Source organism: Micromonospora sp. CNZ303 (genome assembly GCF_004345505.1).
Map to the genome: position 1 here is coordinate 190,940 of NZ_SLVT01000007.1, position 20,605 is coordinate 211,544.

A 20,605-nucleotide genomic window follows, 5' to 3' on the forward strand; every position below is an offset into this window, starting at 1 on the left:
TGAAAATCATGAATTTATGGGGCTACGCTCCTGACACCCCTCCACCCGGATTGGAGTCAGCGATGACCTCACGGCTCAACCGGCTCGCGGTCGCGTTCGTCGCGACGGCACTGGCCACCCTCGGCGTCACGGTCGCCAACCCGTCACCCGCCTCCGCCGCCATGACCATCTGCTACAACACCAGCCAGGCGGGGAGCTTCGCCGGCACCGCCAACCAGGCCGCCTCGATCTGGAACAACGCCACGTCGAACCTGACGCTCACGGCGAACTGCGGTTCCAACCTGCGGATCTACCAGATCACCGGCGGCGGCTCGTACGCCGTCCGGACCAGCCTCGGCAACGGGCGGGTCTACATCGACACCCAGCAGGCCCAGCAGTACAGCCCGCTGCGGATCATGACCCACGAGATCGGGCACATCCTCGGCCTGCCCGACAACTACAACGGCAACTGCGCGCTCCTGATGTCCGGCGGCAGCGCCGGCACCAGCTGCACCAACCCGTACCCGAGCACCACCGAGGCGAACCGGGTGAGCAGCCTCTTCGCCGGCACCCTCAGCACCAACCGCGCCGGGTCGCAGATCTTCCAGGACAGCTGGCCGGCCACGCTCGCCACGGTGGGCTGACCGACCAGGCACGTCGGAGGGGCCGGCACGACGCCGGCCCCTCCCCGCGTTCGGTGAACGGTCAGCCCGGCAGCGGCGTCAGCCGGGTACGCGGGCCCGCGCGGAGCACCCCCGACGGGAGCCGCTTGCCGACCAGCTCCTCGGCCAGCTCGGCCACCTCGACCAGGGCGTCCAGGTCGATGCCGGTTCCGATGCCCATGTCGTGCAGCATGTGCACCGCCTCCTCGGTGGCCAGGTTGCCGCTGGCCCCCGGCGCGTACGGGCAGCCGCCGAGGCCGCCGACGCTGGCGTCGAACTCGGTCACGCCCAGCTCCAGCGCGGTGAGCATGTTGGCCAGCGCGGTGCCCCGGGTGTTGTGGAAGTGCAGCAGCACCGGCACGTGCGCGTTGCGGTCGCGTACCGCCGTCAGCAGCTCGCGGACCCGTCGGGGCGTACCCATGCCGGTGGTGTCGCCGAAGGCCACCCGGTCGGCGCCGTCGCGGACCACCCGGTCCACGATGGCGGCCACCCGGGCCGGGTCGGTGTCCCCCTCGTACGGGCAGCCGAAGCTTGTCGCCACGATCACCTCGGCCTGCGCGCCGGCGCCGTGCAGCAGGTCGATCAGCTCGGCGATGTCGTCCAGCGACTCGTCGGTGGAGCGGTTGACGTTGCGCCGGTTGTGCGTGTCGCTGGCCGAGACCACCACCTCGATCTCGGTGAAGCCGGCGGCCAGGGCCCGCTGCGCGCCCCGGGTGTTCGGCACCAGCGCCGAGTAGCGCACGCCGTCGGCCTTCGCGGCCCGCTGCCACACCTCGTCGGCGTCGGCCATCTGCGGGATCGCCTTCGGGTGCACGAACGAGACGGCCTCGATCCGCTGCACGCCGGTGCCGGAGAGGGCGTCGAGCAGCCGCACCTTGGCCTCGGTCGGGATCGGCTCCTCGTTCTGGAGCCCGTCGCGCGGCCCGACCTCCCGGATCGACACGGAGTTCGGCATTTCCGCCATAAGGGGTCACCTCACTGTGACGCAGAGCTGTTCTGTCCCCTCCAGCCTCCCACCCCCTTCACCGCCCCATCCCGGTTGATCATGAAGTTACCGCCACGACACGCCGCAGCCGAGGGCAACAACTTCATGATCAACGGGACGGGACCGGGGTTCAGCGCATTCGGGTGACGATGGCGGTGTCGTAGTCGCCGGAGAGGAATTCCTCGTTCTCCAGGAGTTCGGCGAAGAAGGGGAGGTTGTTCTTCGGGCCGGCCAGCTCGAAGGCGGCGACCGCCGCCCGGGCCCGCTCGACTGCCTGCGCCCGATCCTCGCCGTTGACGATGAGCTTGGCCATCAGGCTGTCGTAGAACGGGGTGACGGTGTTGCCCTCGACGTAGCCCGAGTCCACCCGGACGCCCTCGCCGGTCGGCTCCACCCACGTCCTGATCACGCCGGGGCCGGGCAGGAAGCGCTTCGGGTCCTCGGCGTTGATCCGCAGCTCGATGGCGTGCCCGCGCGGGGCGAGCGCGTCCGGGTCGAAGGTCGGCGCCAGGCCGGCGGCCACCCGCAGCTGCTCCTCGACCAGGTCGACGCCGTAGACCAGCTCGGTGACCGGGTGCTCGACCTGGAGCCGCGTGTTCATCTCCAGAAAGAAGAACTCCTGCGTGGCAGGATCGAGCAGGCACTCGACCGTGCCCGCGTTGCGGTAGCCCACCGCCTCGCCGGCGCGCACGGCGGCGGCCAGGATGCGCTCGCGCAGCTCCGGGGAGACCGCCGGCGACGGCGACTCCTCGACCAGCTTCTGGTTGCGCCGCTGCACCGAGCACTCCCGCTCGCCGAGGGCGACCACCCGGCCGTCGGCCAGGCCGAGGATCTGCACCTCGACGTGGCGCACCCGGGGGAAGTACCGCTCGATCAGCACCGAGCCGTCGCCGAACATGCGCTCGGCGAAGGAGCGCACCTTGTCGTACTCGGTGCGCAGCGCGGCCTCGTCGTTCGCCACGCCCATGCCCATGCCGCCGCCACCGGCCGCGGCCTTGACCATCACCGGGTAGCCGATCCCCGCCGCCGCGACGACCGCCGCGTCGAGGTCGGCCGCCGGGTCGGTGGTGCCGGGCGCGACCGGCACCCCGGCCGCCGCCATCAGGTTCCGGGCGTTGATCTTGTCGCCCATCGCGGTGATCGCGTCCGCGCCGGGCCCGACCCAGATCAGCCCGCTCGCCTCGACGGTACGGGCGAAGTCGGCGTTCTCCGACAGGAAGCCGTAGCCGGGGTGGATGGCCTGCGCGCCGGTCGACTTGGCGGCGGCGAGAATGGCCTCGACGTTGCGGTAGCTCTGGGCCGGGTTGGCCGGACCCACGCACACCGCCTCGTCGGCCTCCGTCACGAACGGCAGGTCGGCGTCGGCCTCCGAGTGCACCGCGATCGCGCGGATGCCGAGCCGCCTGGCGGTCCGGATGATCCGGCGGGCGATCTCGCCCCGGTTGGCGACCAGCAGCGACTCGATCATGTTTCCCTCCAGCGTCCAGGGGTGGGGACGGGTGCTAGGGAACCACGGCCGGAAGGTTACTGACGAGTTGCCCCCGCCCGGTTCAGGGACCGGGGTGGGCCAGCAGTGCGGCCAGGGTGGCGGCGCGGAGCAGCTCCGCCCGGCGACGCCGGTCCACCTCGCCACCCAGGAACGGCGTCGAGTTCATCAGGCCGAACGCGGCGTGGGCCAGCACCCGCGCCTCACCGTCGGGCATGCCCGGGTGCAGCGCGGTCAGCACCGTCACCCACTGTTCGACGTAGAGCCGCTGGAGCCGGCGGATCCGGCGGCGCGGCTCGTCGGGGAGGCGGTCCAGCTCGTGCAGGTGCAGGGCGATCACCGCCGGGTTGGCCAGCGCGAAGTCGACGTGGAAGTCGATCAGCGACTCCAGCGCGCCGCGCGGGTCGTCCGGGTGGCCGGCGGACCGCTGCTGACCGCCGGCCAGCAGTTCCTCGCTGACCGGGATCAGCGCGGCGACCAGCATGGCCTCCTTGCCCGCGAAGTGGTGGTAGAGCGCCGGGCCGGTGACCCCGGCGGCCGCGCCGATGTCGTCCATCGAGACGCCGTGGTAGCCCCGGGACGCGAAGAGGCCGACCGCGATCTCCAGGATCTCGTCCTTGCGGGACCGGCGCCGGGCCGACCCCGCGGCACCGTTCGCCCTGCCCCGCGCCTGCTGCTCGACCGTCACCGGGCAAGCGTAGACCTCGACCGGCCCGGCGTGGAGCCTCCGCTACCCGTCGGTTGGCTCACGTCCGCCGCCGCTGACCGGCGCGTCCGGGCCCCTTGACCCTCGACCCGGTCGAGCCCGGAGGGTCGCCGGCATGACCGCACCCCCGCTCGGCCGCGACTACCGGCTGCTCTGGTCCGCCGCCGTGTCCTCGCGCCTCGGCGACGCCCTGCGTACGCCGGCACTGGCGCTGCTGGCCGCGACGCTGACCCGCGATCCCCGGGTGATCGCGGCGGTGACCGTGGCCGGGCAGCTCCCGCCGCTGCTGTTCGGCCTGCTCGGCGGCGTGTACGCGGACCGCTGGGACCGCCGCCGGACGATGGCGGTGGTGGACGGCCTGCGCGCCGCCGTGATCGGCGCACTCGCCCTCGCACTCGCCCTCGACCGGGCCAGCGTCGCCGCGCTGGTGGCCGTGGCCTTCCTGCTCGCCGCGCTCGGCACCCTCTTCGACGCCGCCTCGTTCGCGATGCTCCCGTCCGTGGTGCCGCCGGCCGCGCTGCCCCGGGCCAACGGCCGCCTCCAGGCCGGCTCGGCGGTGGCGGGCGGCTTCCTCGGCGCCCCGGCCGCCGGCGTGCTCTTCGCCCTGGCCGCCCCGCTGCCGTTCGCCGTGGACGCCCTCACCTTCCTCTGCGCCGCCCTGCTGACCCTCGCCCTCCGTCCCGTCCCGCCCAGCCCCCGCGCCCACGCCAAGCGGCGGTCGGTGTGGCGGGAGGGCGTCGAGGGGGTGCGGTGGGTGCGCGGGGACGCGACGCTGTGGCGGCTGACCGTGGCGACCGCCGGGAGCAACCTGGCGATCAGCGGGCTGATGGCGGTGCTGGTGCTCTACGCGCTCGACGTGCTGCGGGTGCCGCCGGCCGGGTACGGGCTGTTCGCCGCGGGGGCGGTCCTCGGCGGGCTCGCCGGTGGGCTCGGGGCGGGCCGGTTGGCCGCCCGGCTCGGCACGGTGTCCGCGCTGCGCGTCGTGCTCGCCGGCCAGGCCGTCGCGCTGACCGGGCTGGCGCTGGCCCGGCACCCCGTGCCCGGCGGGCTGGCGCTGGCCGTGTTCGCGGCCGGCACCACGGTGTGGAACGGCCTCTGGGCCGCGTACGGGCAGCGCCGCGTGCCGCCCGCCCTGCTCGGCCGGGTGGGCGCCGCCCAACGGATGGTCGGCCTGCTCACCGCGCCGGTCGGGGCGGCCCTCGCGGGCATGGCCGGCGCGGCGTACGGGGTGGGACCGGTGGCGGCGGCGGTGGCCGGGGTCTTCGTGCTGGTCACCCTCGCGGCGTGGCGGACGCTGCGACCTCCCGCGCCGGCACCGGCCGCCGGGCCCACCAGCGCCGCGACAGCAGCCCGGCCAGGGCGGCGCCCGTCGCGTTGAGCAGCACGTCGTCGGCCGAGGAGACCCGGCCGAGCTCGAGCGCGTACTGGAGGGACTCGACCAGCACGGAACCGGCCGCCCCGAGCAGGAACAGCCGGCCGACGCCGGCCAGCGCGGCCAGGCGTACCGGGGCGAAGAAGCCCAGCGCGGCGAAGACCAGCAGGTTGCCGACGACCTGGACCACGGCGGTCGCCGGCGGCCCGGTGAGCAGGTCGGCCAGGTCGCGCAGCGGCACCGGGTCGACCTGCCGGGGCGCGGGCCGGGGGGTGAGGATCATCCACACCCACGGCAGGGTGCCGGCCACCGCGCCCACCTCGGCGACGCTGCGCCGCCACGACTCCCCGACCGTCGCGGCGTCGCGGCGGTGGCGCGCCAGCACCGCGGTGAGGAGGGCCAGCAGGGGCAGCGCGGCGGCCACGGCGAGCAGCACGCCACCCCAGTCCCGCCACACCTGACCCACCGGGGCAGCCTAGCCGCGCGCCCCGCCGCGCCTGGCCCAACGGGCAGCCCGGCCGCGCGATCCGAAGGGCAGCCCGGCCGCGCGATCCACTGGCCAGGTCAGCCGCGCGATCCGTCGCGGTGGTGCAGGCCGGAGAGGCGCATCGCGATCCGGTGCCGGGCCGGCGGCACGGCGCCGAGCAGGCGGAACAGCAGGTTCCGGGCCGGCCGGGCGGCCGGTGGCAGGGTGGCGAGCCTGGTCAGCCGGGCGGCCAGGGCCACCACCTCCCCGGCCATCGGGCGGCGCCGGGCCGCGTACGCGTCGAGCAGCGCGTCGGGCGCGCCGGCCAGCACGTCGGCGAGCGTGCCGCCGAGGTCGACCGCGTCCACGATGCCGAGGTTCATCCCCTGCCCGCCGGCGGGGCTGTGCACGTGCCCTGCGTCGCCGGCGAGCAGCACCGGCCCCCGGCGGAAGGTGTCGGCGATCCGGTGGTGGATCCGGAACCGGGAGCCCCAGAGCACCTCCGTCAGCCGGTCGGGGCGGCGGGCCGGCCCGCGCTCGTCGAGCAGCGCCTGGAGGTGGGCCCGGTCGGGCGCGGCCGGAGCCTCCGCCACGGCCGCGACCAGCCGGACCACCCCGTCGGGCAGCGGCGCCCAGACCAGCGGGCCGGAGCGGGCCAGGAAGAGGGACACCCGGTCGCGGGGCAGCGCGCTCTCCAGCCGGACGTCGGCGAGGACGAACGACTCCTCGCCGCCGGCCGGGCCGGAGAAGCCGATCCCGGCCCGCTCCCGCACCGTGCTGTGCATCCCGTCGGCGCCGACCAGGTAGCGGGCCCGGACCGTCGCGCCGCCCGCGAACGTCGCGACCGCGCCGGCCGCGTCGGGGACCAGCCCGGTCATCTCGTACGGGCGCAGCACCGGGACGCCGAGCGCGGCGAGCTGCCCGGCGAGCACCTCCTCCGTGACCGACTGGGACACCATCAGCGCGTAGGGGTGCCGGGAGGGCAGCGTGTCGAACGGCACGGTGAGCAGCGCCCGGTCGCGGTCGCGGACGGTGAATCCCGGCGACCGCAGCCCGCGCGCCACCAGCGGGGCGCCGGCGCCGATCCGGTCCAGCGTCTCCAGGGTGTACGCGTGCACGACCGCCGCCCGGGAGGTTCGCGGCGGCCGGTCCAGCCGGTCGACCACGGTCACGTCGACACCGCGCCGGGCGAGGGTCAGCGCAGCGGTCAGCCCGGTCGGGCCGGCCCCCACCACCAGGACGTCCGTGCTCGTGGGCAGCATCGTCGACCTCCGTCCGCTCATGCCAACATCTGTTGGCAAACGATTGTTGGCAACGGTAATTCTCCTGGCGCTGGAGTGTCAACAGGCGTTGGCATACGGTCGTGGGCATGACCGACGCCGCGCCGCCCCGAACCCGCCGCTCCGACGCCACCCGGGCGGCGATCCTCCGCGCCGCCCGCGAACGCTTCGCCGCCGACGGCTACGACCGGGCGACCATCCGGGCCATCGCGGCGGACGCGCGGATCGACCCGTCGATGGTGATGCGCTACTACGGCAGCAAGGAGGGGCTCTTCGCGGCGGCGGCCGAGTTCGACCTGCGGCTGCCCGAGCTGGCCGACGCGCCACCCGAACGGCTCGGCGAGCTACTGGTCCGGCACTTCGTCGACCGGTGGGAGACCGACGGGACGATGGCCGCGCTGCTGCGTACGGCCGCCACCAACCACGCCGCCGCCGAGCGGATGCGGGGCATCTTCGCCGACCAGCTCACCACGGCGGTGGCCCGGGTCGTGCCGGAACCGGCGCAGGCCCCCCGGCGGGCGGGGCTGGTCGCCAGCCAGATGCTCGGCCTGGCGCTGACCCGGTACGTGCTCCGGCTGCCCCCGGTGGTGGACGCCGATCCGGCCGAGCTGGTCGCCTGGGTCGCGCCGACCGTCCAGCGCTACCTGTGCGGCGCGCCCGACGCCTGACCGGGCACCGCCCCAACGGCCACCCAACCTTTTCCGGCCCCGGTGCGTCTGTCTTGTGACGCACGACGGCCGGCCGGAGGGGAGGGCGGATGGGACCGCCGACGACCGACGACGGGCGGGACGGCTACGTCGCCTTCGTCGAGTGCCACCAGCACCGGCTGCTGCGCGCGGCCTACCTGGTCTGCGGCAACCGGCACCAGGCCGAGGACCTGCTCCAGGACGCCCTGCTCAAGCTCGCCCTGCGCTGGCCCTCGGTGCGGCACGGCGACCCGGCCGCGTACGTGCGGACCATCCTCTACCGCGACGCCGTCTCCTGGTGGCGCCGACGCCGCCGGGAGTGGCTGAGCGAGTACCCGCCGGAGCGGGCCACGACCGAAGGCGACGGGGCACTGCGGCTCGCGCTGCGCGACGCGCTCGGCCACCTGCCGCCCCGGCAGCGGGCCGTGCTGGTGCTGCGCTACTTCGAGGATCTCACCGAGGCCGCCACCGCCGAGGCGCTCGGCGTCACCGTCGGCACCGTCAAGAGCCAGTGCCACATGGCGCTGCGCCGGCTCCGGGAGATCGCGCCGGAGCTGGGACGCGACGAGGAACGGCCCGGCGGCGGCCTGGCCACCGGAATGGAGGTGAACCCGTGAGGGAAGAGGAACTGCACCGGCTGCTCACCGTCGCCGCCGAGGACGTCCGGCCGGCACACCCCGCCCCGACCGGCTGGGAACGGGCCCGCCGGGTGCGGCGCGCCCGCCGCGCCGCCGGCGCCACCGCGCTCGCGGTCGCCCTGCTCACCGGCGGTGCGGCACTGGCTCTGCGCCCCGCCGCGCCGCCACCGTCGGCCACCACCGCGACACCGGAGAAGAACCCGACCCCGCACCCCGTGCCCGTGCAGACGCCCCCGGCCGACCTGACCTATCCCGGGCACCCGCTGGGCCGCCTCGGCGATCCGGTCGGCGCGACGCTCTCCGACCGGCCCGTACGCCGGGCACTGGCGCTGCACCAGCCGGTCGACCCCGGGACCGGCGTCGCCGGCCGGATCCGGGTGCTCGGCGACGACGGCGTCGTACGGGACCTCGACGTGGTCACCCCCGCCCCGACCCGAGACGCCGGGGGCAACGAGGCGGTGCCGCTGAAGAGCGGGAGCCTCTCCCCGGACGGGCGGACCGCCGCCTTCGCCCAGACCGACGAGGTGATCGTGGTCGACCTGACCACCGCCGCCGTACGTCGCCACCCGCTCAAGGGCTATCTGGAGCACGTCCTCTGGTCCGGCGACCGGCTGCTCGTCGGCGACGACGACACCACGTACGAGCTGGATCCGCACACCGGCGCGGCCCGGAACATCCCGGTGTCGCCCTGGGACGCGGTCACGCCCGACCCGGCGACCACGCCGAACGTCCCGCTCGAACTGGGCGGCACACCGCCGAGGCTGACGGAGGTCCGGCGGGCCGGCGACGGGACGTACCGGGGCATCGGCGCGGTCGACTTCCGCGCGCTGCCGCCCGGTCACCGGGTCGACGAGTTCTACGGGCGGGGCTGGCAGCGCGGCGACCGGGTCGCCCGGGCCGGCTGGATCACCACCGACACGATGGGCGGGCTGGAGGGCGTCGCGCTGCTGAACGCCCGGACGCGCATCGTGACCCACCTGCTCGACCTGGGCCGCGACCGCTGGAAGGGCTGCTGCGAGGTGCTCGGCTGGGACTCGGACGGCGCGGTGCTGCTGCGCCACAACCCGGGCGGGTTGCTGCGCTGGAAACCGGAGACCCGCGAGATCACGGGCGTGACGCGGAACCTGTTCGGGGCGGTGTCGCTCTCCGCCGGTTGAGCGGCCGGCGCCTCAGCCCGCCAGGCCGCCGGGCTGGTCGCCCTTCACGACGGGGGCCCGGACCAGATTGCCCCACTCGGTCCACGAGCCGTCGTAGTTGCGCACCTGCGGATAGCCCAGCAGGTGGCGCAGCACGAACCAGGTGTGGCTCGACCGCTCGCCGATCCGGCAGTACGCCACGATGTCGTCGTCCGGGCTCAGGCCGAGCTGGTCGGCGTAGATGGCGCGCAGCTCGTCGGCCGACCTGAACGTGCCGTCGTCGTTTGCGGCGGATTTCCACGGCTTGCTGACCGCGCCCGGAATGTGCCCGCCGCGCAGCGCGCCCTCCTGCGGATAGTCCGGCATGTGCAGCATCTCGCCGGTGTACTCGCCCGGCGACCGGACGTCGACCAGCGGGCGGCCCGCCGCCACGTGCGCCATCACCTGCTCGCGGTACGCCCGCACCGGCGCGTCGTTGCGCTGCGGCACCGGGTAGTCGGCGCGGGGCCGGGTCGGCTTGTCCCGGGTCGTCTCGCGGCCCTCGGCGACCCACTTCTGCCGGCCGCCGTCGAGCAGCCGCACGTCCGGGTGGCCGAAGAGCGTGAACACCCACAGGGCGTACGCGGCCCACCAGTTGAAGTTGTCGCCGTAGAAGACGACCGTGTCGTCCCGGCCGATGCCCTTTGCGGCGCACAGCTCGGCGAAGCGCTCGGCGTCCAGGTAGTCCCGGCTCACCTGGTCGTTCAGCTCGGTGTGCCAGTCCACCTTCACGGCACCCGGGATGTGGCCGGTGTCGTAGAGCAGCACGTCCTCGTCGCACTCGACGACGACGAGGCCCTCGTCGCCCAGGTGCTCGGCCAACCATTCGGTGGTGACCAACCGCTGCGGGTGCGCGTACGACTGGAGTCGGGGATCGGGATCGCTCGGCACAGACATGATCCCCAAGGTACGCCGCATCCCGGGCCGGCGGCCGGCCATCGGGAACGGCGTCGCCGGACGGTCAGGCGCGGCGGTGGGCGATCCGGCCGGCGACCACGGTCACCAGGCAGGCGCCGTCGGCGTCGAGGACCGCCAGATCGGCGCGCCCGCCGGGCGCCAGCGCCGGCGGTACGGCGGCCGGCAGCACCAGCAGGTCGCTGCGCTCCACGGCGGCCCGCAGCGCCGGATCGGTCAGGTGACCGGCCAGCACGGCGGTCACCCCGAGGCGCAGCAGCGCGTGCACCCGCTCGCGCGGAGTGTCGGCGGCCGGCAGCGGCCCGTCGTGCAGCAGCCCCGGCCCGAGCGTGCCCGGCCAGCAGCGGATCCGGGCTCCCGCGTACGCCCCGGTCAGCTCGGCCAGCGGCCCGACCGCGACGATCCGGTCGGCCCGGACCGCGACGGCGGTCCCCGGGGTGGGCAGGACGTCGGGCGCGGTCCGCAGCAACGGCGCGGTGTGCAGGGTGAGCACGAGTCAGTCGGTGATCGGGCCGGCCGGCCCGATCACGCACAGCGCACGACGGTTTCGCACAAACATGATCTCCACGGTACGCCGGTCGCCACGCCCGGCGTCGGTGACGGAACCGGCCCACCACCCATATGCAGGTGGTGGGCCGGATCAACGGGTCGTCAGCCCTGCACCACGAACCAGTGGTAGGTGACGTCCGACCGGTTGCCCGCCGCGTCCACGGCGAACACCGAGAGCGGGTACCAGCGCGCCTCGGTGGGCGTCAGCGTGACCGAAGCGGTGCCGTCCGGAGCAGCCGGCACGGTCACCTCGGGGCCGTTGTCGAACTGGTAGACGTACCTGTCCACGTTCGGCATGCGCGGGGCGAAGGTGAAGACGCCCGGCACATTCACCCCACCGGAGGTCTCGCCGTACGGGTAGGTGGTCGAACCGACCGTCGGCGAGGTGCTCACCGTGAAGACGTACGTCGCCGCCGGCGACAGTTCCCCGGACGCCGAGCGGCTGCGCACCGTGAGGGTGTTCCGGAAACCTCGGTCCGGGGTGACGGTCAGGTCGACCGCCGTCCCGTCGGTCACGGCGACGGTCTGCTCCGGCCCGTCGTTGAGCTGGTAGACGAACTCCACCGTGCTCGGCAGCTCCGAGCTGAACCGGAAACCACCCGGGACGCCGATGCCGCCCATCGGGTCGTACTCGTAGTACAGGTACGAGGTGATGGAGGGCTTCGGTTCCCGCACCGAGAAGACGTGCTCACGCATCTGGGTGACCGTGCCGTCATGGGTGACGCCCCGCACGGTCAGCTGATGCCAGCCGGACCACTCCGGCGTCCACGTGACCGTTGCGCCGCCGTCCGCAGCCGCCTCGACGGTCTTCTCCTCTCCGCCGAACGAGTAGCGGTAGGTCACCACATCCGGCCGCTGCGGCCGGAAGGTGAATACCCCGGGAGCGCCGGGCAGGCCGCTGTTGGCGTTCCTCGGGTAGTCCGCCGACTCCACCAGGGGCGCGTCGTACACCTCGAAGGTGTGCGTCCGAACGGGCGACACCGTGCCGTCCGCGGTGACGCCGCGCACCATCAGCGTGTGCGTCCCGCCCTGCTCCGGGGTCCAGGTGACCTGGGCGGAGCCGTTGGCGTCGGCACCCACACCCTGCTCGGGACCGTTGTCGAAGCGGTACCGGTATTCCACGGTGTCCGGCACCTCAGAGGTGAACCGGAACTGCCCCGCCTGGCCCGGCCCACCGTTGGAACCGCTTTGGCCGTAGGGGTTCGCCAAGATGCCCGGCAACAGATCCCGCACGGTGAAGTACCAGGTCGCCGGCTGCGACTCCGTGCCGTCCCGGCTGATGCTCCACACGGCCAGCGACTGGAAGCCGGCCGCGCTGGGGGACCAGGTCACCGAGGCGGTGCCGTCCGCGGCCGCGTCGACCGTGGCGGTCTCCTCGCCGAAGGAGTAGCGGTAGCGGACCGTCTCCGGCAGGCGGGGGGTGAAGGTGAACACGCCTGGCACCCCTTGGCCGCCGCCGTAGCCGTACTCCTCGTAGACGGTCGCGGTGATCATGGGCTCGGTGGGCAGATTGAACGTCAGCCGCGAGGGCGCGGCCACCCCGTTGGCCGTCTCGCTGATGACCGTGAGCGTCCGGCTGCCGCCCCGGTTCGCGGTGACGGTCACCGAGGCGGTCCCGTCGGCTCGCGCGTCGACGCTCTGTTCGGGGTCGCCGTCCAGGTGGAAGCGGTAACGGACCACGCCGTCCATCCCGGGTCGCACCGCGAAGGTGGTCGGCACCCCGACCGCTGCCAGGGTTCCCTCGACGATCGGGCCCACGTGATGGGCGAGGAAATCGTAGCTGGTGCTGACGGACCGGTTACCGGCCGCGTCGAGACTCCAGACCTCGACACGGTTGACGCCCACGTCGGGAGTCACCGACACCGTCGCCGAACCACCCTGCCGGTCCGCCGTGACCGTCCTGGTGCCACCGCTGTTCACCCGATAGCCGAAACCCACAACGTCCTCGGCTCCGTTGGCGTCGAAGACGAACTCACCGGTCAGGGCCGGCGCCCCCGGGTCGCCCGAGGGAAAGTCGGTGGAGGTGACCTTCGGTGCCACCGCCGGGCCACGGAAGTCGGTCCGGAGGTAGCAGATGTCGCTCCATTCGCCGGTGGCACGGCTGTCGGCTGCCCGCACCTGCCAGGCGTACACCCGGTCGTGCTGGAGCAGGTCCTGGCCGAAGCGGCCGACCGCCCGGTCGCCGTCCCGGGCGTTGTCGATCCGCTCGATCCGCGCGCCCGGCTCGTCAACGGGCCAGAGCGCGAAGGTGGCGGTCAGCATGTCCGTACCGCCGGTGTCGTTCCGGTCCCGGTCGTGCAGGACGGCGGAGAGCCCCAGCTCGCCCCGCACGAGCTGGTACGGCTCGGAGGTGGTGCAGGCCTTGCCGGCGGTCGTCTGCGGATCGGTCGGTACACCGGGCGGGTAGTTGTGGTCGATGGAGAGGCCGACCTCAGTGGCGTACCTCCGTGCCAGCGTCCGGTCCTGCTCCGTCCCGGCCGGCAGCCGGAGCGAGAGGGTGAGGGTCGTCCTGCCCTCAGCGAGCGCCTGGCGCAGTCCCTCCGTGGCGTCGAAGCCGACATAGGACGCGGGGCAACCGGCGAAGGCCGGCAACGTGGTGGTGTCGAGCTTCGCCAGGTCGGCCGGGGGCTTGGCCCAGCTCGAACGCGACGTGTAGGGGGCGGTCCGCCACAACTCGACCTCGGGCCGCTTGGTGCAGTCAGCCGCCGAGACCTCCTTGGCGTCGAACTTCGCGAGTTCGATCACCGCCCCCTGGTAGCGGGTAATGTCGAAGGTGAAGTAGGCCCGGGCGGTGTGCGGGCGTCCACGGTCGTCGGCCCAGGACCCGACCGGCACGTCGCCAGCCTGGTCGATGTAGACCTTCGTGGGCCGGTGCGAGTCGGTGTACGCCCAGGAGGTGTTCTCCTCGTACCGCACGTCGTAGGCGGCGGCCGGCGCGGCGTTGACGGCGACCACTCCGGCGGCGACCGTCGTCGACAGGGCCGTGGCCAGCAGAGACCGCCCGATTCTTTTGGACATTGTCGTACCAGGCATGAGGGTCATCCCTCATCCACCTTTCCCCATGTCCCCGCAACCCATCGGCGGGGGCAGCGGATGCTATCGGGAGAGGCGGACACACGGCGATCCCGAAACAGAAATCGGGCAGATCAGCCGTTCGCCACGTCGGGTCACCCCGTCGTTCCGGCGGGTCGGGGCGGCGCTCAGTCGGTGATCGGGCCGAGCGACGGGCGCTTGGCGGTGACCGTGTCGCCGGAGGAGCGGCCGGTGAGCCGGCGCTTGATCCACGGCGCCAGGTGCCGCCCGGCCCAGCGCAGGTCGGCGGCGCGGGCGGCCAGCCAGGGCGTCGGCGCCGGATGCGGCGGCACCATCAGCCACTCCTCGTCGCAGCCGACGCCGAGCGCGTTGAGCACCTGCGCGGCGACCCGCCGGTGCCCGACCTCCGACAGGTGCAGCCGGTCGGTGCTCCAGAGCATCGGGTTGAGGTACGCGTCGTCGGCGTACAGGTCGACCAGGATCGCGCCGTGCCGCTCGGCGGTCTCGCCGACGGCCCGGTTGAGCAGTTGCACCCGGGGCGCGACGAGGCGCTGACCAGGCAGCCGGGCCATCACGTCGGCGAACCGGAAGAGGACCACGTCGGCACCGCCGGAACGCAGCCTGCGCACCACGTCGTCGAAGCGGGTGACCAGGGCGTCCGGGTCGAAGGTACGGCGGAGCACGTCGTTGCCGCCGGCCGCGAAGCTGATCAGGTCGGGCTTCATGGCGAGCGCGGCGGGCACCTGCTCGGCCACCACGCCCGGGAAGAGCCGGCCCCGGATGGCCAGGTTCGCGTAGCGGAAGTCGGGGCCGGCCTCGGCGGCCAGCCGGGTCGCCACCAGGTCCGCCCAGCCCCGGTAGCTGCCGTCCGGGTACGCGTCGTCCATGCCCTCGGTGAAGCTGTCCCCGACCGCCACGTAACTGCGCCAGCGCACCTGATCATCCCTCCGACGTGCGGTGGGAAAGAGCACCCGGTGGAGGAAGGGGCCCTTCCCGACGCGGGACAGTCTTCACCAGGAGAGCCGGCGCCGGGGGGCACCGACGGACAAACGTGGCGGAGGTCATCGTTGGCGGCGGGACCGTGCCCGGAGGCGTGATCCGGGACCGGGGCCACGAGCCGATCACCGCGCTGCGTCGATGCGAGGAGTTCCGTGGCGCCGTCGACAACCCTCGGAACGTCCCACTTGCGGGACCGCCGGCCGTCCCGCGCGGTCCGGTCAGGTGGATGGCGGCGCCAGCGGGTGCGCTACGGCCTCCGGTGTGCGAGCCTCGTCCAAGCCTTTTAACAAGGTTGTAACATTTGTCACCGCCGTGTCACCCTCTGCACCGCAGCGGGCGACGCCGCCCGTACGTCCTGGGAGAAAGCACGTGCCGAACCTCGACCTGGCACTGAAGACCGCGATGAGCATCGACGGCGCGATCGGCGCCGCACTCGTCGACTACAACAGTGGGATGACCCTCGGCGTGGCGGGCGGAACCGGGGAGATCGACCTGACCGTCGCCGCCGCCGGCAACACCGATGTCGTCCGCGCCAAGCTGCGCACCATCGAGATGCTCAACCTCAACGACGAGATCGAGGACATCCTCATCACCCTCGGCACGCAGTACCACCTGATCCGCCCGGTGACCAGCCGCACCGGCAAGGGGCTCTTCCTCTACCTGATGGTGAGCAAGAGCCGCGCCAACCTGGCGATGGCGCGTCACCAGCTGCGCAGCATCGAGGAGAGCCTGGAGCTGTGAGCGGGATCGACGACACCGAGACCCCCCTTCCCCGCCGCACCGCACGCACGGGCACCCTCCCGCCACCCCGGTCGTTGCCCCCGTCGCTGGCCGGGAACACGTCGCTGCCGTACCCGGCGATCGGGCACGAGCTGTCGGAACTGCGCCTCCAGATCCCCGGGGTGCACGGCTGCGTCCTCGGCGGCGTGGACGGCCTGCTCATCACCCACAACCTGCAGACCGACGTCGACCCGAACGACCTGGCGGCGCTCGCCGCCACCACGTACGGGCTGGGCCGGCAGGTCGGGCTGCGGCTGGGGCAGGGCGCCTTCCAGCAGTCCACCGTCCGCAACGCCGGCGGCTACCTGAGCGTGTACGCGGTCAGCCCGCAGGCGCTGCTCGCGGTCGTCGGCGAGGACAGCATCAACGTGGCCCGGCTGCACCTGCACGCCCCGCCGGTGGCCGAACGGCTCGCCGCCCTGCTGGAGCAGCCCGTCCACGCCGGCCACGGGTCCTGAGGGCAGGCACTGCCAGGGGTACCGCCACCGGGGAGGGAACTTCCCGCCTTCGCACCGCCGACGGTCGGGCAGATCGGGCCCGAAGATCCGATCCGCCGGACCGGCTTCGGCAGGTCGCCGGCCAGGGCGCGGGCCGCGTCGGCGGGTCAGGCCGCCGACGACCGCTGCCCGACGCACAGGCGGATGGCGAGCAGCGCCAGGGTGACGCCGGCCAGCGCCGCCCCGGCCAGGAACGTGCCACGCGTCGAGGTGGCCGCCTGGACCGACCCGAGCAGCAGCGGCGAGACGAACAGGCCGGCGAAGGTGGCGCTGGCCAGCAGCGCGGTGGCCTGGCCGCGCCGGGCGGGCGGGGAGTGTTCGGCCACCAGGACGGTCAGCGCCGGTACGACCAGCCCCATGCCGATCCCGAACACGGCCGGCGCGACCAGCATGAGCGCCGGCGAACCGGTCAGCCCGAGGGTGACCAGCGCGACCGCGAAGACGGCGAGGGTGATCGCGAGCAGCCGCACCTGACCCAGGCGGGCCCGGGCCCGGGCGTAGCCCAGACCGACGACGCTCATGGCCAGCGACGGGGCGCCCGTGAACAGCGCCACGACAGCCGTCTCGGTGATGCCGACCTCGGCCAGCCGCAGCGGCAGGAACACCAGCACCCCGTACAGCAGCAGGCTGGTCACCACCTGGAGGCCGTAGATCCCGACGAGCGCGGGATGCCCACGCAGCAGGTTCCACAGCGACCCCGACCGGCCCGGTGGCGCGCCGGCGTCGACGGCGGCGCGCCGGGCCGGGAGCACCCGGAGCGTGACCAGGCCGAGCGGCACCCCGACCAGGTAGACGCCGAAGGGGGCGTGCCAGGAGAGCCCGCCCAGCACTCCGCCCAGCACGGGGAACAGCACCCCGCCGAGGCTGATCGCGGTGGACCGCCAGCCCATCGCCCGGTCGCGGGCCGCCCCCTCGTGCAGGTCGAGCAGCCCGAGCGTGGTCCCCGCGAAGACGAGCGCCGCGCCGACGCCGAAGAGCAGGCGGGTGGCGATCAGCAGGGGGTAGCTGTCGGTGACCAGACCCGCGCCGCCGGCGAGGCCGTACAGGATCAGCCCGAGGGCCAGGGGCGTGCGCACCCCCCACCGGTCGATGGCGCGGCCGACCAGCGGGCCGGCCAGGGCGAGGGAGAGTCCGTGGGCCGTGAGGACGAGCCCGGCGGCGGTGCCGGTGAGCCGCAGTTCGCCACGGATCAGCTCGACCACCGGGGTCAGCACCGCGCCCGCGAGCACGGTCAGCAGGGAGCCGGCGAGCAGGACGGCCGTCGCGGCCCGGCGTCCGGCAACGGGGGCGGTGCCGGCGGGAGCCGCGGCGATGCCCGTCACGGGCGGGCCGCCCGGTCCGCCCTCGGCTGGCCGGCGTCGGCCGCCGGCGGCAGGGCCGGGTTCGCCGCCACCGGCGGGGCCGGGGCCGCCGCCGGGCGGCGGATCGGGGCCAGGGCCGCGGCCCAGGTGAGCAGTTCGTCGAGCATCGCGTCCAGGCTGCGTTCCTGGTGGGCGGCGGGGGTCAGGCGATCCCCGGTGAAGTCGGTGGGCAGGGAGAGCCCGACGGCGGTACGCACTCCGGCGACCCGGACCTCCGCCAGCACCAGGCGCAGCGCCTCGACGGCCCGCCAGCCCCCGGTCACGCCGTACCCGACGAAGCCGGCCGCCTTGTGCTGCCACTCGGCACACAGGTAGTCGATCGCGTTCTTGCAGGCGGCCGAGGTGGAGTGGTTGTACTCCGGGGTGACGAAGACAAACCCGTCGCACGGCTCGACGGCGGCGGCCCAGGCCCGCGTGTGCGGGCGGCGGTAGTCGCCGAACGCCGCCGGGACCGGCTCGTCCAGCAGGGGCAGGTCGAAGTCGACGAGGTCGAGCAGCTCGAACGCGACGGCCCGGTGCCGCTCGCGTGCGACGTGGTGCACCCACTCGGCCACCGCCCTGCCCCGTCGTCCGGGCCGCGTCGACCCGACGACGATTCCGATCCGTATCGGCTCCATGGCGCGAGTCTTCAACCTCGACCATGGTCGAGGTCAAGCCGCTAGCATGCCGACATGGCGAGCCTCCCGCCCCAACACACCGAACTGACCATCGGCCAGGTCGCGGCCCGCACCGGCGTCGCCGTCACGGCCCTGCACTTCTACGAGGCCAAGGGGCTGATCCACAGTCGACGCACCAGCGGCGGACAGCGCCGCTACCCCCGCGACGTGATCCGGCGGGTGTCCTTCATCCGGGTCGCCCAACGGGTCGGCATCCCGCTCCGGCTCGTCGCCGAGGCGTTGGCCGGTCTGCCGGACGGGCGTACCCCGACCCGGGAGGACTGGGCCGCGCTCTCCACCACCTGGCAGGCCGAACTCGACGAGCGCATCGCCCAGCTCCAGCACCTGCGCGACGACCTGACCGACTGCATCGGGTGCGGCTGCCTCTCCATCGACCGCTGCCTCCTGCGCAACACCGACGACCACCTCGGCGAGACCGGTCAGGGCCCGCGCCGCCTGCTCGGCCCCGTCCCGGCGACGCCATCCGCCCCGGAACCCGGCTGACCGCCGTACCCGAAATGGATCGTCGTCCCGCCGCTGGCCCCCGTACGCTGCGCCAATGCTGCTACGCATGTCGACCCTGCTGCTCCGGACCCTGCGCGAGGACCCGGCGGACGCGGAGGTGCCGAGCCACCGGCTCCTGCTGCGCGCCGGCTACATCCGTCGCGCCGCACCGGGCGGCTACACCTGGCTGCCGCTGGGCAAGCTGGTGCTGGACCGGGTCACCGAGGTGGTCCGGCAGGAGATGACGGCGATCGGCGACCAGGAGGTGCACTTCCCGGCGCTGCTGCCGGCCGAGCCGTACCGGACCAGCGGCCGGTGGACGGAGTACGGCGACGACATCTTCACCCTCGCCGACCGGCGCGGCGCGGAGCACCTGCTGGCGCCCACCCACGAGGAACTGGCCGCGCTGCTGGTCAAGGACCTGTTCACCTCGTACCGGGACTTTCCGGTGACGCTCTTCCAAATCCAGACGAAGTTCCGGGACGAGGCCCGGCCACGCGCCGGACTGCTGCGCGGGCGCGAGTTCCTGATGAAGGACGCCTACTCGTTCGACCTCGACGAGACGGGCCTCGCGGCGGCGTACGAGCGGCACCGCGGCGCGTACCGGCGGATCTTCGACCGGCTCGGGCTGGAACACACGATCGTGCGCGCCACCTCCGGGGCGATGGGCGGTTCGGCGTCGGAGGAGTTCCTGGCGGCGACGCCGGTCGGCGAGGACACCTTCGTCGGCTGCACCGCCTGCGACTACGCGGCCAACACGGAGGCGGTGACCACGCCCGCCCCGCCGGCCGGCGACCCGGACGCCCAGCCGCCCGCCGAGGTGCACGACACCCCCGAGACCCCGACCATCGCCAGCCTGGTCGAGCTGGCCAACGCCCGACGCCTCGGCGGCCGGGACGACTGGACCGCCGCCGACACCCTGAAGAACGTGGTGCTCGCCCTGCGCCGGCCCGGTGCAAAGGAGACCGAGCTGCTGGTGGTCGGGCTGCCCGGCGACCGCGAGGTCGACCTGAAGCGACTCGGCGCGGCGGTCGCCCCGGCCACGGTGGACGTCTTCGACGGCTGGGACGCCCACCCCGAGCTGGTCCGGGGCTACCTCGGGCCGCAGGTCCTGGCCAAGCTGGGCATCCGCTATCTGGCCGATCCCCGGGTGGTGCCGGGCAGCGCGTGGCTGACCGGCGCGAACGAGCCGGGCCGGCACGCGACGGGCGTGGTCTGCGGGCGGGACTTCGTGCCGGACGGCACGGTCGAGGCCGCCGAGGTGCGCCCCGGCGACCCCTGCCCGGCGTGCGGCACCGGCGAGCTGACCATGCGGCGGGGCATCGAGATCGGGCACATCTTCCAGCTCGGTCGCCGCTACACCGACGTCTTCGCCGTCGACGTGCTCGGTCCCGCCGGCAAGCCCGTCCGGCCCACCATGGGCTGCTACGGGATCGGGGTGTCCCGTGCGGTCGCGGCGATCGCCGAACAGCACCACGACGAGCGGGGACTGGTCTGGCCGGCGGCGGTCGCGCCGTGCGACGTACACCTGGTGGCTGCCGGGAAGGGGCCGCAGCTCGACGCGGCGCTGGAGCTCGGCGGGCGGCTCGCCGCCGCCGGCCTGCGGGTGCTCGTCGACGACCGGACGCACGTCTCCGCCGGAGTGAAGTTCACCGACACCGAGCTGATCGGCATCCCGCGCGCCGTCGTGGTCGGCCGCCGTCTCGCCGAGGGGTACGTGGAACTGCGCGACCGGGCGTCCGGCGAGCGCGTCGAGCTGCCGGTCGACGGGGTGGCGGACCGGCTGGTCGAACGGGTACACCGGGAGCGCGGAAACGTGTAGCGAACGTGTCACGGGGTACCGCAGTCCGATCGACTGAATGCGTTCTGGAGGCTC

20 protein-coding genes are annotated in these 20,605 nt (G+C 73.9%); 9 read left to right on the forward strand and 11 right to left on the reverse strand.

Annotation, left to right across the window (positions count from 1 at the left end):
* Window positions 1–62 precede the first annotated feature (62 nt).
* Window positions 63–623: a snapalysin family zinc-dependent metalloprotease gene (locus EV374_RS14015; RefSeq protein ID WP_132235381.1), complete on the forward strand. Its 561-nt coding sequence runs from the start codon at window positions 63–65 to the stop codon at window positions 621–623.
* A 61-nt stretch (window positions 624–684) separates the two neighbouring features.
* Here EV374_RS14015 and EV374_RS14020 read toward each other — a convergent pair whose 3' ends face one another.
* The 3 genes from EV374_RS14020 to EV374_RS14030 form a co-directional block, all read right to left on the reverse strand.
* On the reverse strand, window positions 685–1,605 hold the full coding sequence (locus EV374_RS14020) for a hydroxymethylglutaryl-CoA lyase (protein WP_132235383.1): 921 nt from the start codon (window positions 1,603–1,605) through the stop codon (window positions 685–687).
* Between the two features lie 151 nt (window positions 1,606–1,756).
* The gene (locus EV374_RS14025) at window positions 1,757–3,094 is read right to left on the reverse strand and encodes an ATP-binding protein (protein ID WP_132235385.1); all 1,338 of its coding nucleotides are present in this window, start codon (window positions 3,092–3,094) and stop codon (window positions 1,757–1,759) included.
* A gap of 82 nt (window positions 3,095–3,176) precedes the next feature.
* Complete coding sequence (locus EV374_RS14030) at window positions 3,177–3,800, reverse strand: TetR/AcrR family transcriptional regulator (protein WP_132235387.1); 624 nt, start codon at window positions 3,798–3,800, stop codon at window positions 3,177–3,179.
* 133 nt (window positions 3,801–3,933) lie between these two features.
* Between EV374_RS14030 and EV374_RS14035 the strand changes: the two genes are divergently transcribed.
* Window positions 3,934–5,196 (forward strand): MFS transporter, encoded by a 1,263-nt coding sequence (locus EV374_RS14035; protein ID WP_132235389.1) that lies wholly within the window; start codon window positions 3,934–3,936, stop codon window positions 5,194–5,196.
* On the opposite strand, the gene EV374_RS14040 is transcribed toward EV374_RS14035, so the two are convergent.
* Window positions 5,090–5,656 carry a VanZ family protein gene (locus EV374_RS14040; RefSeq protein ID WP_132235391.1) on the reverse strand — a complete coding sequence of 189 codons (567 nt, stop codon included), beginning with the start codon at window positions 5,654–5,656 and terminating at the stop codon, window positions 5,090–5,092. The two genes, EV374_RS14035 and EV374_RS14040, sit on opposite strands and share 107 nt — an antisense overlap.
* 98 nt (window positions 5,657–5,754) lie before the next feature.
* Entirely contained in the window at window positions 5,755–6,939 is a 1,185-nt protein-coding gene (locus tag EV374_RS14045; RefSeq protein ID WP_486485744.1) for an FAD-dependent oxidoreductase, read from the reverse strand.
* An 86-nt stretch (window positions 6,940–7,025) separates the two neighbouring features.
* Here EV374_RS14045 and EV374_RS14050 point away from each other — a divergent pair, with 86 nt between their 5' ends.
* The 3 genes from EV374_RS14050 (at window position 7,026) to EV374_RS14060 (ending at window position 9,417) form a co-directional block, all read left to right on the forward strand.
* Window positions 7,026–7,604 carry a TetR/AcrR family transcriptional regulator gene (locus EV374_RS14050; RefSeq protein ID WP_207914180.1) on the forward strand — a complete coding sequence of 193 codons (579 nt, stop codon included), beginning with the start codon at window positions 7,026–7,028 and terminating at the stop codon, window positions 7,602–7,604.
* Between the two features lie 89 nt (window positions 7,605–7,693).
* Complete coding sequence (locus tag EV374_RS14055; RefSeq protein ID WP_132235395.1) at window positions 7,694–8,239, forward strand: SigE family RNA polymerase sigma factor; 546 nt, start codon at window positions 7,694–7,696, stop codon at window positions 8,237–8,239.
* The gene (locus tag EV374_RS14060) at window positions 8,236–9,417 is read left to right on the forward strand and encodes a hypothetical protein (RefSeq protein WP_132235397.1); all 1,182 of its coding nucleotides are present in this window, start codon (window positions 8,236–8,238) and stop codon (window positions 9,415–9,417) included. Before EV374_RS14055 ends, EV374_RS14060 begins: the two co-directional genes overlap by 4 nt.
* 12 nt (window positions 9,418–9,429) lie before the next feature.
* Here EV374_RS14060 and EV374_RS14065 read toward each other — a convergent pair whose 3' ends face one another.
* The 4 genes from EV374_RS14065 to EV374_RS14080 form a co-directional block, all read right to left on the reverse strand.
* The gene (locus tag EV374_RS14065; protein WP_132235399.1) at window positions 9,430–10,332 is read right to left on the reverse strand and encodes a sulfurtransferase; all 903 of its coding nucleotides are present in this window, start codon (window positions 10,330–10,332) and stop codon (window positions 9,430–9,432) included.
* A gap of 64 nt (window positions 10,333–10,396) precedes the next feature.
* Window positions 10,397–10,843 carry an imidazolonepropionase-like domain-containing protein gene (locus EV374_RS14070; protein WP_132235401.1) on the reverse strand — a complete coding sequence of 149 codons (447 nt, stop codon included), beginning with the start codon at window positions 10,841–10,843 and terminating at the stop codon, window positions 10,397–10,399.
* 158 nt (window positions 10,844–11,001) lie between these two features.
* Window positions 11,002–13,917: an Ig-like domain-containing protein gene (locus EV374_RS14075; RefSeq protein WP_132235403.1), complete on the reverse strand. Its 2,916-nt coding sequence runs from the start codon at window positions 13,915–13,917 to the stop codon at window positions 11,002–11,004.
* 182 nt (window positions 13,918–14,099) lie between these two features.
* The gene (locus EV374_RS14080) at window positions 14,100–14,867 is read right to left on the reverse strand and encodes an SGNH/GDSL hydrolase family protein (RefSeq protein ID WP_132235404.1); all 768 of its coding nucleotides are present in this window, start codon (window positions 14,865–14,867) and stop codon (window positions 14,100–14,102) included.
* Between the two features lie 433 nt (window positions 14,868–15,300).
* Between EV374_RS14080 and EV374_RS14085 the strand changes: the two genes are divergently transcribed.
* Entirely contained in the window at window positions 15,301–15,672 is a 372-nt protein-coding gene (locus EV374_RS14085; RefSeq protein ID WP_132235405.1) for a hypothetical protein, read from the forward strand.
* A complete protein-coding gene (locus tag EV374_RS14090; RefSeq protein WP_132235406.1) occupies window positions 15,669–16,169 on the forward strand; it encodes a roadblock/LC7 domain-containing protein in 501 nt (166 codons plus the stop codon). The genes EV374_RS14085 and EV374_RS14090 overlap by 4 nt, the downstream gene beginning before the upstream one ends.
* 146 nt (window positions 16,170–16,315) lie before the next feature.
* Here EV374_RS14090 and EV374_RS14095 read toward each other — a convergent pair whose 3' ends face one another.
* Together EV374_RS14095 and EV374_RS14100 are read right to left on the reverse strand one after the other, a co-directional pair.
* A complete protein-coding gene (locus EV374_RS14095) occupies window positions 16,316–17,530 on the reverse strand; it encodes an MFS transporter (RefSeq protein ID WP_207914182.1) in 1,215 nt (404 codons plus the stop codon).
* Complete coding sequence (locus tag EV374_RS14100; RefSeq protein ID WP_132235407.1) at window positions 17,527–18,186, reverse strand: NAD(P)H-dependent oxidoreductase; 660 nt, start codon at window positions 18,184–18,186, stop codon at window positions 17,527–17,529. Before EV374_RS14100 ends, EV374_RS14095 begins: the two co-directional genes overlap by 4 nt.
* Window positions 18,187–18,240: 54 nt before the next feature.
* Between EV374_RS14100 and soxR the strand changes: the two genes are divergently transcribed.
* Together soxR and EV374_RS14110 are read left to right on the forward strand one after the other, a co-directional pair.
* Window positions 18,241–18,729: a redox-sensitive transcriptional activator SoxR gene (gene soxR / locus EV374_RS14105; protein ID WP_132235408.1), complete on the forward strand. Its 489-nt coding sequence runs from the start codon at window positions 18,241–18,243 to the stop codon at window positions 18,727–18,729.
* Window positions 18,730–18,784: 55 nt separating this feature from the next.
* Entirely contained in the window at window positions 18,785–20,551 is a 1,767-nt protein-coding gene (locus tag EV374_RS14110) for a proline--tRNA ligase (RefSeq protein ID WP_132235409.1), read from the forward strand.
* Window positions 20,552–20,605: the final 54 nt, after the last annotated feature.